This window comes from Hyphomonas sp. UBA3195, from assembly GCF_002366485.1.
Classification (GTDB): Bacteria; Pseudomonadota; Alphaproteobacteria; order Caulobacterales; family Hyphomonadaceae; genus Hyphomonas.
Genome location: NZ_DEXB01000001.1, coordinates 1 through 12,582 on the forward strand (window position 1 = coordinate 1; position 12,582 = coordinate 12,582).

Annotated in this window: 12 protein-coding genes and 2 tRNA genes; 10 read left to right on the top strand and 4 right to left on the bottom strand. The window is 56.5% G+C overall.

Annotated elements, in window-relative coordinates; all coding sequences use genetic code 11:
- Both glnA and B2344_RS00010 read right to left on the bottom strand, forming a co-directional pair.
- Positions 1 to 1,358, bottom strand: a 1,358-nt coding sequence (gene glnA, locus B2344_RS00005) for a type I glutamate--ammonia ligase (protein ID WP_290484384.1), incomplete at its 3' end; no start/stop codon positions are given.
- 58 nt (positions 1,359 to 1,416) lie between these two features.
- Positions 1,417 to 1,755 carry a P-II family nitrogen regulator gene (locus B2344_RS00010; protein ID WP_027837435.1) on the bottom strand — a complete coding sequence of 113 codons (339 nt, stop codon included), beginning with the start codon at positions 1,753 to 1,755 and terminating at the stop codon, positions 1,417 to 1,419.
- 370 nt (positions 1,756 to 2,125) lie between these two features.
- Between B2344_RS00010 and B2344_RS00015 the strand changes: the two genes are divergently transcribed.
- From B2344_RS00015 to B2344_RS00030, 4 genes are all read left to right on the top strand, one after another.
- Positions 2,126 to 2,665 carry a histidine phosphatase family protein gene (locus B2344_RS00015; protein ID WP_290483488.1) on the top strand — a complete coding sequence of 180 codons (540 nt, stop codon included), beginning with the start codon at positions 2,126 to 2,128 and terminating at the stop codon, positions 2,663 to 2,665.
- Positions 2,666 to 2,674: 9 nt separating this feature from the next.
- Positions 2,675 to 4,117: an NAD(P)H-hydrate dehydratase gene (locus B2344_RS00020; protein WP_290484385.1), complete on the top strand. Its 1,443-nt coding sequence runs from the start codon at positions 2,675 to 2,677 to the stop codon at positions 4,115 to 4,117.
- Positions 4,118 to 4,183: 66 nt separating this feature from the next.
- Positions 4,184 to 4,268: transfer RNA gene (locus B2344_RS00025), tRNA-Leu, on the top strand.
- 110 nt (positions 4,269 to 4,378) lie between these two features.
- Positions 4,379 to 5,176, top strand: a complete 798-nt coding sequence (locus B2344_RS00030; protein WP_206990469.1) for a crotonase/enoyl-CoA hydratase family protein — start codon at positions 4,379 to 4,381, stop codon at positions 5,174 to 5,176.
- Here the strand turns inward: B2344_RS00030 and B2344_RS00035 are convergent.
- Positions 5,173 to 6,372 (bottom strand): CaiB/BaiF CoA transferase family protein, encoded by a 1,200-nt coding sequence (locus tag B2344_RS00035; protein ID WP_290478811.1) that lies wholly within the window; start codon positions 6,370 to 6,372, stop codon positions 5,173 to 5,175. The two genes, B2344_RS00030 and B2344_RS00035, sit on opposite strands and share 4 nt — an antisense overlap.
- Positions 6,373 to 6,480: 108 nt before the next feature.
- A tRNA-Ser gene (locus tag B2344_RS00040) sits at positions 6,481 to 6,570 on the bottom strand.
- A gap of 224 nt (positions 6,571 to 6,794) precedes the next feature.
- Between B2344_RS00040 and B2344_RS00045 the strand changes: the two genes are divergently transcribed.
- The 6 genes from B2344_RS00045 (at position 6,795) to B2344_RS00070 (ending at position 12,505) form a co-directional block, all read left to right on the top strand.
- The gene (locus B2344_RS00045; protein ID WP_290483485.1) at positions 6,795 to 8,066 is read left to right on the top strand and encodes a septal ring lytic transglycosylase RlpA family protein; all 1,272 of its coding nucleotides are present in this window, start codon (positions 6,795 to 6,797) and stop codon (positions 8,064 to 8,066) included.
- Positions 8,067 to 8,185: 119 nt separating this feature from the next.
- Entirely contained in the window at positions 8,186 to 9,337 is a 1,152-nt protein-coding gene (locus B2344_RS00050; protein WP_290484386.1) for a D-alanyl-D-alanine carboxypeptidase family protein, read from the top strand.
- Positions 9,330 to 9,986, top strand: coding sequence for a dTMP kinase (gene tmk / locus B2344_RS00055; RefSeq protein ID WP_206993212.1), 657 nt, complete (start codon positions 9,330 to 9,332; stop codon positions 9,984 to 9,986). Before B2344_RS00050 ends, tmk begins: the two co-directional genes overlap by 8 nt.
- On the top strand, positions 9,983 to 10,918 hold the full coding sequence (locus tag B2344_RS00060) for a DNA polymerase III subunit delta' (RefSeq protein ID WP_290484387.1): 936 nt from the start codon (positions 9,983 to 9,985) through the stop codon (positions 10,916 to 10,918). The genes tmk and B2344_RS00060 overlap by 4 nt, the downstream gene beginning before the upstream one ends.
- 10 nt (positions 10,919 to 10,928) lie before the next feature.
- A complete protein-coding gene (locus B2344_RS00065) occupies positions 10,929 to 11,702 on the top strand; it encodes a TatD family hydrolase (RefSeq protein ID WP_290484388.1) in 774 nt (257 codons plus the stop codon).
- Positions 11,702 to 12,505 (top strand): MBL fold metallo-hydrolase, encoded by an 804-nt coding sequence (locus tag B2344_RS00070; protein ID WP_290483482.1) that lies wholly within the window; start codon positions 11,702 to 11,704, stop codon positions 12,503 to 12,505. The genes B2344_RS00065 and B2344_RS00070 overlap by 1 nt, the downstream gene beginning before the upstream one ends.
- Positions 12,506 to 12,582 lie beyond the last annotated feature (77 nt).

Here is a 12,582-nt window from a genome sequence, read left to right on the forward strand (position 1 = left end):
TCATAGCGCATGTTCTCTTCCATCTTCAGCTCAATATAAGCATCGATCTGGTCGTCATCGAACACGCCGCCCTTAGTAAGGAATGTACGGTCTGCGTCGAGCGCTGCAAGCGCTTCTCGCAGTGAGCCGCACACTTGCGGGATCGATTTCGCCTCTTCAGGCGGCAGATCGTAAAGGTCTTTATCCATGGCGTCGCCCGGATGGATCTTGTTTTCGATACCATCAAGACCAGCCATGAGCAGGGCGGCGAATGCCAGGTACGGGTTTGCCGTAGGGTCCGGGAAGCGTGTTTCGATACGCTTTGCTTTCGGATTGGAACCGAACGGAATACGGATTGAGGCAGACCGGTTGCGCGCAGAATAGGCGAGCATGACGGGGGCTTCGTAACCGGGGACGAGGCGCTTGTAGCTGTTCGTCGAAGGGTTGGTGAGGGCATTCAGAGCGCGCGCATGCTTGATGATGCCGCCGATGTAATACAGGCACTGCTCAGACAAGCCAGCATATTGGTCACCGGCAAAGAGCGGCTTGCCACCGGACCAGATAGACTGGTGGACGTGCATACCGGACCCGTTGTCGGCAAACATCGGCTTCGGCATGAAGGTTGCCGTCTTGCCGTAAGACGCTGCCACATTGTGGATTACGTATTTATAAAGCTGAAGACGATCTGCCATCGTGGTGAGCGTCGAGAATTTCAGCCCCAGTTCGTGCTGTGCTGGCGCCACTTCGTGGTGATGCTTCTCAGGATCAAGGCCGATGTCGGCCATCACGGAAAGCATTTCAGAGCGCATGTCCTGTTCGGAGTCGACCGGCGGAACAGGGAAATAGCCGCCTTTAGGTCCTGGGCGATGGCCCATATTGCCCATCGGGTACTCTTTGTCGGTGTTCACCGGCAGTTCGGTCGAGTCGAAGCTGTATCCGGTCTTGTGGGGCTCAGTGGACCAGCGAACATCATCGAACACAAAGAACTCAGCTTCGGGGCCAAAGAATACCGTGTCGCCCACGCCGCTCGACTTCACATATGCTTCGGCCTTCTTGGCCGTTGTGCGTGGGTCGCGATTGTAGGCCTGCCCCGTGATCGGGTCGAGGATATCACACATTACAGCCAGCGTGGTTTGCTGGAAGAATGGGTCAATCATGGCCGTGCTGGTGTCAGGCATCAGCACCATATCGGACTCGTTGATGGCCTTCCAGCCAGCGACGGATGAGCCGTCGAACATCTGACCTTCGGTGAAGAAATCATCTTCGACCATGTTCTTGTGAAAAGAAACATGCTGCATCTTCCCGCGAGGGTCGGTGAAGCGAAGGTCGACGTATTGGACGTCCTCATCCTTCATAAGTTTCAACAGGTTATCGGCCATTGGAATTTGCCCTCCAGTAAACAGCTTCTGTAGTTTTTGGTATTCAACGACCTAGCCTTTAAAGGGCTGCGTCGCCGGTTTCGCCCGTGCGGATTCTTACCGCATCAGTGATGTCAGAAATGAAGATTTTGCCGTCACCGATCTTGTCAGTATGAGCAGCTTTCTTGATCGCGTCGACTGCGCCTTCTACCGCACTGTCGGCAAGCACAATTTCAATCTTAAGCTTGGGCAGGAAGTCGACCACGTACTCCGCACCGCGGTAGAGTTCCGTGTGTCCGCGCTGGCGCCCGAAGCCTTTGGCTTCAACAACGGTCATTCCTTGCAGACCAATCTCTTGCAGCGCCTCCTTAACATCATCCAGTTTGAAAGGTTTGATGATCGCCTCAATTTTCTTCATGGCCCGTATCTCCCAGCCGTTTGGTTCGTGTAGTCAACGGGTATGCGCCTTCTGCGATGGAAGCGAGACCCAGTATGAGAGTTAGCATCAGGTTGATAGGGCGTGATCGAATTTTGGACTTTGCTGCCCTTATTTTGTGCGAAACACCTTCTGACCTCTAATGCATATTGCAGATCCGGCAAAGGAATTGCCTGTTCGTACGTCGCTGCAGTTCAAGGCGCGACCTTAGAGTATCGTTGGGTGAATGATTGAATCTGTTGGATATTTGCGCGAAGCAGGTTTGAAACCATCTCGCACCGGTTCCCTTCCTCAAGGGTGATCGGACTTACAATTATTGAAAGTCGGAACAGCCGCTGGCTTTGGAGGATTCATGCTCTATCTCGTCCGTCATGGGGAAGCTGCCGCGAGTTGGGGCAACCATCCCAACCCGGGTTTGAGCGATCTTGGGCACCGTCAGGCCGAATCTGCTGCAACAGAACTTCACGCTCTGGGCGTGAGCCACATTGTCAGCAGCCCGATGCAGAGATGCCGCGAGACGGCGCGCCCGCTGGAGGCACGTCTTGGTCTAACCGCAAGTATCATTGAGGAAGTGTCGGAAATTTCGACCCCGAAAGACATACACGATCGCGTTGAATGGCTGCGCGTTTTCATGGGCGGCACATGGGAAAATGAAGCCAGCACACATCGTGCCTGGCGAGATGCCATGATCGCTCGCCTGGAAGGCCTTCCCGACAATACAGTCGTCTTCACACATTTCGTGGCAATCAATGCAGTCGTCAGCAAGCTTCAGCAACGTGCCGAGACGCTTGTTTTCCGCCCAACCTATTGCTCAGTTACCACTCTGGAACGCAGCGCCGAAGGTCTGAAAATTCAGCAGCTGGGCAGCGAATCCGATACGCGCGTGCTATGAGCCTGCACTATGGGCAGACCTATTCTTACTCCGCAGGAAATGCGGGCCGCAGAAGAAGCACTTTTTTCCAGCGGCACTGACAGCTTCGACCTCATGCAACGCGCTGGAAACGCCGCAGCCGAGTTCGTCCATGCACAATGGCCGGAAGGCCGCATCCAGGTTCTGTGTGGCCCAGGTGGCAATGGCGGAGATGGGTTCATCGCTGCGGCGAAACTGGCAAAGCTTTGGCGAGACGTCGAGGTTTTTTGCCTTGTGGACACGCAATCTCTCAAAGGAGATGCTGCCAAGGCAGCGGCCGAGTGGGAGGGTGAGATCAAGCCACTCAATGCCGCATTGGAGGACCCACACGATATAGTTCTGGATGCTCTGTTTGGTGGCGGCCTTTCCCGACCGCTTGAAGGCGTTCCAGCAAAGCTGGCGGAGCGCGGCGGCCGCGTTGTCTCGATTGATGTGCCTTCTGGTATTCATGGAGAGTCGGCCAAACCACTTGGCGTGTGTTTCCGAGCAGAAGGAACCATCACATTCGCAGCATTGCGGCCGGCACACGTCCTGTTGCCGGGTGCCGCATATTGCGGAGGCATATTCGTCGCAGATATTGGTGTGCCGGTTCAGACCAAACTGCTCGAAAACAGCCCCATATTGTGGGGACGCAATCTACCTCAGCCGGGGCAGGGCAGCCACAAGCATGCCCGAGGTCATTTGGCCGTAGTCAGTGGAAATGTCGCATCGACGGGCGCGGCGCGTTTGGCCAGCCGCGCGGGGCTGAGGGCCGGTGCCGGGCTCGTGACTCTGTTGTCTCCGCCGGATGCTGTTGCGGTAAATGCCAGTCATCTGACTGCTGTCATGCTCAAGGAAGTGTCGGATGCTGAGCAGCTGCGCGAGAGTATTGAATCCGCCAGCACGGTGATCCTCGGGCCTGCCGCGGGCATCACGACCGGCACAAAAAAGAATGTTGAGTGTTTGCTTTCATCGAAATCGAAGGCTGTTCTCGACGCAGATGCCTTGACCGTCTTCGCCGATGATAAAGATGGCTTCTACAGACAGCTGCGGTCAGATGACCTGATTACACCTCATATCGGTGAGTTCAATCGACTCTTTGGTGACCTGCTGGACTCAGAAGTAAACAAGGTCGAAGCGACGCGCAAAGCGTCCCGAATGACTGGCTGCGTCGTCCTGCTGAAAGGCCCAGACACCGTTATTGCCAAACCAGACGGTATGGCCATTGTGAACACACACGCAACGCACTGGCTTGCAACGGCTGGATCTGGCGATGTTTTGGCGGGCATTGCAGGCGGTCTCATGGCGCAGGGTGTTGATACGTTCACCGCGGCGGCCATGGCCAGTTGGCTGCATGGCGAAGCCGGACGCCGCGTTGGGGCAGGGCTGATCGCAGAAGACCTGGAATCTGAACTTCCCGATATCCTGAGCGCCTTGCACGGCGAACAGCAATAAATTCGCAGCCCCTGCGTGGGTTTGGTGTTGAAGCGTGGTCACGGCTCGCGTAGGAAAACCCGTCATGCGGATGTGGCGGAATTGGTAGACGCACTGGATTTAGGTTCCAGCGCTGCAAGGCGTGGAGGTTCGAGTCCTCTCATCCGCACCACCCACTCAAAAATCAAACTCTGACCGTGCGGCAAGAGGCCGTTTGCCCGATGGACAATCCTGTGCTCGCCTGCCAGCAAGGCATTCAGAAAACACGGAGGATTTCCAGACATGTCGATCGTGACAACAGAGAAGCGCGGATCCATCATGATCTTGACGCTGAACCGCCCCGATAGCCTCAATGCGCTGGGAGCGGAGGGCGATGGTTTGGCCATCGCAGCTGCATGTAATGAGATTGTTGCGGACGCTGAAATCCGCTGCGTGATTTTGACGGGCGCTGGCCGGGCATTCTCCGCCGGCGGCGACGTGAAAGCGATGAAAGAGGGCACCGGCGCGTTCGGCGGCGCGCCGCATGACATCCGTGAAGGTTATCGCCGAAACATCCACTTGATTGTGAAATCGCTCTACAATCTTGAAGTACCGATGATCGCGGCCGTAAATGGGGCCGCGATTGGTCTTGGTTGCGACGTCGCCTGCATGGCCGATATTCGCATAGCCTCCGACAAGGCCAAGATGGGCGTCACCTTCCTGAAGCTTGGCCTGATCCCCGGTGATGGCGGCGCATGGCTGCTGCCCCGACTGATCGGATCATCCCGCGCAGCTGAGCTTCTGTTCACGGGCAAAGTCATTGATGCCGCCACAGCAGAAGACTGGGGTCTCGTCTCGAAAGTCGTCCCGGGCGATACACTGATGGACGAAGCCATGGCGCTGGCCGAGCAGATTGCTGCGCAGCCACCTCAAGCCTTGCGCCTAGCAAAAACTCTCATGCGTCATGGCACCAATGCTTCCTACGAAACGATCATGGAAATGTCCGCCGCCTCTCAGGCCCTCATGCACAAGACTGAGGACCATATGGAGGGAGTGGACGCGATCCTTGAAAAAAGGACGCCCGAGTTCAAGGGCCGCTAAGAAACAATTCCGTCTGTATAGAGACTCGCGATGGCGTCGTCCGTCAGGCCCAGTTGATCGAGTACATCCCGAGTGTGCTGACCCAATGCGGGCGAGGGGCCTTTAGGCCCGTCGTCTGCGCCGGGAAAACGAACTGGCGAGGCTGGCGAAGCATAAGTTGAGCCATCGCCCTTCGCGCTCGGTGTCTGAACAATCGCGCCTGCAGCGATGGCTTGCGGATCTTTGGCCACTTCGGCCAAAGTCTGGACAGGCGCCCAGGCGAGGGATTCCGCATCCAGCCGTTTGGCCATCTCGGCCTTGTCGTATTTTGCGAACCCCTCATCTAGAATGTTTACGACTTCGGCCCTGTTCTTCCGGCGCGCCTTGGCGGAAGTGAACCGCTCATCTTCAATCAATTCCTCCCGGTCGATCGCTCGACAGATCGGGGCCCAATCGACTTCACCTTGCCGGGATACGAGACACATCCAGCTGCCATCTCTGGTTTCGAAAAAATTGGTGATGGGGACATTTTGCTCATGGCGGGATTTTGTTGACGCAACCCGGTCAAAAAAGAGCTGGATCGCAAAATCGGAACCGAGTGCGTACAGACCGGCGCGAAAGAGGGAGGCTTCAACCAAACGCCCCTTGCCTGTCCGCCCAGCCTCAACCAGCGCCGCGCAAATTCCGGCTGCAGCCGACATCGAGGTCGTATGGTCTCCGAATGCCGTGCGATTGGCGAACAGATCTTCGCCTTTCGGAACGGTCAGTCTGGCAACGCCCGTGCGGCTCCAGAAGCTCGCAATATCAAAGCCGGGGCGATTCGCATCAGGCCCTTGCAGGCCGTATCCGGTAAGGGAACAGTAGACCAGTTTCGGGTTTAACTCCTTCAGGCTGTCATAATCCAGGCCGGACCGTTCGAGGCCACCGGGGCGGACATTGGTCAGAAACACGTCGGCATCGGCCACGAGCTTGCGTACGAGCTCCTGCCCCTCTGGCTTGGACGTGTCGACCACGATGGATTTCTTGCCGCGATTATCGAAATCGAACACAGGATTGTCGGTTATGTCCGTCCCGATCGTCTTGAAGAAAAGTCGGATCGGGTCACCACCCGGCGGCTCTATCTTGACCACATCGGCGCCCCAATCGCTCAAGATCGATCCTGCGCCTGGCGCTGCCATATAAGTCGCATATTCTACGACCTTGATACCTTCGAGCATGTATCCTCCTGATGTTCTGGTTTTGCCAAAGTTTTGCAGGAAGCGCTTGCCAATGGCCAGCCTGACCAAAGGTCAGCTCTCGAAACCCACGCATACTGTAAGGCCACATGGCGGAGGAAGAGGGATTCGAACCCCCGGAGCCCGCGAAGGCTCAACGGTTTTCAAGACCGCCGCATTCAACCACTCTGCCATTCCTCCGGCGCCCGGTATGTCCAACAGAGGAAGTGGTTTTGCAAGCCCTCATCTGCGAATGCTGACCGCTCGCAAATCGTGAATCGATCACTAAGAGGCATTTGCGGTTTCGTGAGAGAAGGTTCATCCTGCATCCACCTTGGCGTGGTATACAAGCCAGGTACGGCAGAAAAGCCGGACGTTCAGGCGCAAAGCGCCGAATAGAAACTCAGAATGAGGTTACATCGCGAATGCGCGCGCCATCGACCAAAATCACCGATCGCCTTCCCGCCTTTATTGTTGCCACTTTTGCCGCTGCTTTCGTATCAGCGCCCGCATGGGCCGATCCCGCACCAATCGTCTTCAAGTCGCAAGAGCCAAGCGCCCGAATTTCAACAGAACGTCAAAACGTCTTCATTGCACCAAGCCAGGCCCAGCCCAGCCCAGAGAAAGCCAAAGCACGGGTCCAGTTCAGTTATCCGGGAACGTCGCCGAAGCCTGCGCCTGTACAGTCTGCCTCAAACTCCTCAAATTCGGTGCCGAGATTTTCGAACCCGGCAAGCGGGACAAGAGAATATGCCAGCATAAGCGCACCAATAAGTGGCACACCTGCGCCTGTCGCAACACAGCCAACATCCGCAAAACCATTTGATCCGCAAGCCGCCGCTCAACGTATCGCTGCAGAACGAGCACAGTCCGAAGTCCTGACAGAATCTCTGCCAAATCTCGCAGGCGCTCCCGAACCTGTCGCAGAGCAGGGGGCCGGTGCCCCAACGGCAACAGATGCGCGTCGTGTTGCCACCAGCCTGACACCCGCTGCAACGCATTCGGTTCAGCCTGAAACCGTACCCGTCTTCGATGAAACCGGCGCGGCCATCATCTATGGTGACGAATTCCAGGGCCTGCCGACCGCAAATGGCGAAACCTTCGACCAATCTGCGCTTATGGCCGCGCATCCGAACCTGCCTTTGCCGAGCCTGGTTCAGGTCGTGAATCTTGAAACAAACACAGAAATTGTTGTGCGCGTGAATGATCGCGGACCTTTTGAAGATGGCGCCATGTTGCAAGTCTCCGAGCGCGCCGCTGTGGAACTCGGCATGACCGGGGCAGGGCGCGCCAATGTGCGAATTCGTTATCTGGGCCCTGCTCCTGTCATGGCTCCAAAACCGCAACCGATTCTGGTTTCTGACAATAATGAAACGCGCGCGCCCTCAGTCACCACAGCTTCTGCGCCAAGTCCTGTTTACGCCGCGAGCCGGAGCAGCACGCCAAATTATGAGCCTGTTTCGGTCGGGAATTACTTTGTTCAAGTTGGCGCATTCTCGCAAATTTCGAACGCTGAGAGCCTCATTCAGTCCATGCCGACCAATATGAGCGCCCAAATTGATCCGGCACGCGTAAATGGCGCAGACTTTTTCCGGGTGCGCGTTGGCCCCTTCATGAACCGGGATGCTGCTGATCGGATAAACAATGATCTTCACCGCTACGGCATATCCAACGGTCGGGTGGTTTCCCAGAACTGACCTGACGACCGCATAGCCACCATTGACGCTGACCACAAACCGGCCCTTTTTCCTGTATAAACGGGAAAAAGGGCCGTATTGGTTTCGGCCAACCGTTCAGCACATTTCGGAGGCTTACAATGCTGCCAAAAACCCAGATCCTCACCGCCATTCTGATGGCAGTCGCAGCGACGGGTTCGGCCCAGGCACAGATCATGGATACGCCCGCCAGTCATGCTGTGATCATGGATCACGAGACGGGCACAATACTCTTCTCCAAGGATGGCGCGGAACCCATGATCCCCGCCTCCATGACAAAGATGATGACGGCCTACCTCGTGTTCGAACTGATTGATCGGGGGGAGATTTCCCTGACCGACAAATTCACCGTCAGCGAAGACGCGTGGCGCCGAGGTGGTTTCCCGTCTGGTACATCGACAATGGGACTTGCGCCCGGCGATACGCCAACCGTTGAAGAACTTCTGCACGGCGTAATCATCATGTCTGGCAATGACGCCTGTATCGTGTTGGCTCAGGGTATATCGGGATCAGAGGAAGCCTTTGCACGGCGTATGACCTCCCTCGCCCATGAACTCGGCATGAGTTCTGCGAACTTCCAGAACACGACCGGCCTTGAGGCCGTTGGCCACGTTATATCTGCAGAAGACCTCGCCAAGATGGCGAAGCTCACTATCGACAAGTATCCGCAATACTACGACTGGTACGACATGCCGTCATATACGTGGCGCGAATATACGCAGGCAAATCGCAATCCATTGCTCAGTATTGAAGGCACTGATGGCCTCAAGACGGGTCACCTCGAGGTTTCGGGATATGGACTCACCGCCTCCGCCGTTCGTGACGGCGTACGGCGTACAATCGTCATCAACGGTCTTGAGAGCATGGCGGCGCGAGCCCAGGAAGGCGAACGCATGATGCGGATGGCATTCCAGAGCTATGATCTGAAAGTGATCACGCCGGAGAGCGTCGAGCTACCGGAAGTCAAAGTCTGGCTCGGCCAACAACAATTGGTGCCGGTTTCGCTCGCCAGCAAGATGACGATAGCCGGCCACAAGGCTGCGCTTGAGAAAGCGACATCGGAGATAGTTCTTGATGGTGCGCTCGAGGCGCCTATCCGCGCTGGCGACACGGTCGGAAAACTGGTCGTGACTGTAGAAGGTCAGGTTCCAACCGAAGCGCCTATCGTTGCTGAGGCAACGGTCAAGAAGCTCGGCTTCTTCGGCCGAGCAGTCGAAGGTCTCAGCCAGATGATCGGCGGCAATGATGGCTGAGGTCTCGCCCCTCAGATTCATTACGCTCGAAGGCGGTGAAGGTACAGGCAAGTCCACGCTTCAACACGCTTTGGCAGAGCGCTTGCGGGCTGAGGGCTTTGACGTCGTCACAACGCGCGAGCCCGGCGGCACTCCACTGGCAGAAGCTATTCGCGAACTTGCATTGCATCCGCCCGCTGGCGCGGACTGGTCGCCAATGAGCGAAGCCTTGCTGATGAATGCCGCCCGCAGTGACCATTTGGAAAAATTGATACGGCCTGCACTGGCTGAGGGAAAATGGGTGATCTGTGATCGCTTTGCGGACTCCACGAGCGTGTATCAAAGTGTCAAAGGCGGCGTCTCGTCCAATGTCCTCAAATCGATGGAAAGCACCGTCTTGGGAGACACGGTACCAACACTGACGCTCGTTCTTGATGCCCCCCTCGAAACCACCGCAGGCCGCAGATCTGCGCGCAATGGTCCGGACGATGCCTTTGAAAAGCGCGCTACTGACTTTCATCACGCAGTCCGTCAGGGATTTATTTCGCTGTCGCAAGAAGAGCCTCTGCGTTGCAAACTGATAGATGCTTCTCGGGATATCGCCACCGTGTACGCAGCAGCCTGGCGCATCGTGTCTCAAACTTATGCATTGAATGAGATGGCAGGATGAGCATCGCCTGGCCTCTGTATGGGCACGATACGGCTGAGGCTTCGTTTCTGGCATCGGCAACAACCGGCAAGCTACACCATGGCTGGCTGATCGAAGGGCCATCAGGAATCGGTAAGGCCACAATGGCAAACCGGCTCGCCGCTTACATGCTCGGCGCTCGCGGCCGGGAAGCAGCGCCGCTTGATGCAGATTCTTCTGACCCGGTTGCGCGAACCTGTCTTACCGGCGCTCATCCCGATTTGCGCGTGGTACATCGCGAGTTGAACGACAAAGGCAAGCTACGCCAGGATATCTCGGTCGATCAGGTGCGTGAGCTGATCCAGTTCTTTTCCCTCAAGCCCGCACAAGGTGGGTGGCGCGTCGGCATTATCGACTCGCTGGACGAATTGAATCGCAATGGTGCGAATGCCTTGCTCAAGACACTTGAAGAGCCACCGGAGCATAGCATCCTGTTTCTGGTGAATCATGGAACGACACCTATCCTGCCAACCATTCGGTCGCGCTGCAGAGTCCTGCGAGTCTCGGCACTGGGTGATGAAGATACAAAACGCGCATTGGAAACCGCCACCGCGCCGGCTGAAGCCGCGTCTTTGTCCAAGGGGCGACCAGGCTTGGGAGTACAGTTATCTACGCCGGCAGGTCTCGCGGCATCTCACGCGGCCAAGGTCCTTTTGCGCAGCCTGCCGAGACCGAATGACGGGCTAGTGACGGACGCGCTCCAGACAGCAAGTGCTGACGATACCGCCATGCAGGCGTTTCAGGAGGAAATTCTGACATGGCTGGCGCAGCGCGCAGAACAGGAGCCCGCCGCAGCCAAGGCTTGGCTGGAAGTATCCCGGCTCGCTGGCGAAGCGCGCGCCCTGAAGATGGATCCTGCTCAAACGGCATCCAAGCTGATTGCAGGGCTTTATAGCGCTGCAAAGGCGCATTAAGTCGTCAGCTATGTTTGATACGCATGTGAATTTGCACGGCGAGACGTTTGCCGACGATCTGGGCGACGTGCTCACACGGGCTGACGAGGCCGGTGTGAAGCGTATGCTCGCAATCTGTGATCGTCTCGACAATTTCGAGGCAGTCAGGTCGATTGCGCAGGCACATCCGGGCATCTGGTGCTCGATCGGCGTCCATCCTCATCACAGCAAGGATTTCACCGATCTGTCGGTCAATGATCTGGTCAACGGGGCGGCGGATCCCAATGTGGTTGCCATAGGCGAAACCGGCCTCGATTTCCATTATGGCTACAGCGCAGAGGATGCACAGATAAACAGTCTGAGAACGCATGTCGAAGCGGCCAGACAGACGGGCCTGCCGCTCATCCTGCACACACGTGAAGCTGATGAAATGATGGGCGATATCCTTGAAGAGGAGTTCGAAAAGGGAAGTTTCGTCCCGCTGTTGCATTGCTATACGGGTGGCGCGCGGCTGGCCCAGCGCGGCCTCGACCTTGGAGGATTCGTGTCCGTATCAGGCATACTGTCCTTCAAGAGCGCGCGGGAAGTCAGGGAAGTGATTACAGATGTCCCGATGGACCGCCTGATCCTTGAAACTGACTGTCCTTATCTCGCGCCGGTGCCGATGCGCGGCCGACGCAATGAACCCTCCTATCTCATTCACGTTGCTGAAGCGCTCGCGAGCCTAAAGAGTATTCCACTCGACGACGTCCTGAAAACAACGACCGACAACGCCATGCGCTTTTTCTCGAGAATACCGAACTGATGGCGACAGGTATCTTCACACTGCTGGGCACGGGCTCATCCGGCGGCGTTCCACGCGTCGGTGGCGATTGGGGCGCGTGCGATCCAACGGAACCAAAAAATCGCCGCCTGCGATGCTCGGCGCTCGTTCAGTCGTTCGACGCTCATGGCGCATCCACAAATGTCCTGATCGATACGTCGCCAGATCTGCGAGAACAGTTGCTTGCCGAACAGATCGGCCACCTGGACGCGATCCTGTATACGCATGACCATGCCGACCAGAGCCACGGAATTGATGATGTGCGACCGATCTGCATTCGCCAACGCAAGCCAATACCCACTTATCTGAGCGCTGAAACTCGCGGCACTCTGACAGAACGGTTTTCATATTGTTTCGAGGGGAAGGGTGGTTACCCGTCGATCCTGGACCTGCAAGATGAACTTGTGCCGCTCGAGTTGGTTAAGATTTCCGGTGCCGGCGGCGGTATTGAATTCTTGCCACTCGATATGGAGCATGGCCGCATTCGCTGCCTCGGTTTTCGTATAGGTAATCTCGCCTACTGTAATGACGTTAACGGACTACCAGAAGAAACGCTGGAAGCACTGAAGGGGAGTGATACACTCATCATCGACGCATTGCGGTACGCGCCGCACCCATCGCATGCAAATCTTGATCAGGCATTGGAGTGGATCGCGGATATATCGCCGCGCCTGGCAGTACTGACGAACATGCATGTCGACATGGATTACCAAACGCTCTGCAAAGAACTTCCGACCGGCGTGATACCTGGGCATGATGGCTTGCGCCTTGATTTCATTAAATAATACATCAGCATCATTTCCCATAATGATGATTATGCGATTCATGGATTAGCATTCCACGACAACTTGGCGGACCGGCA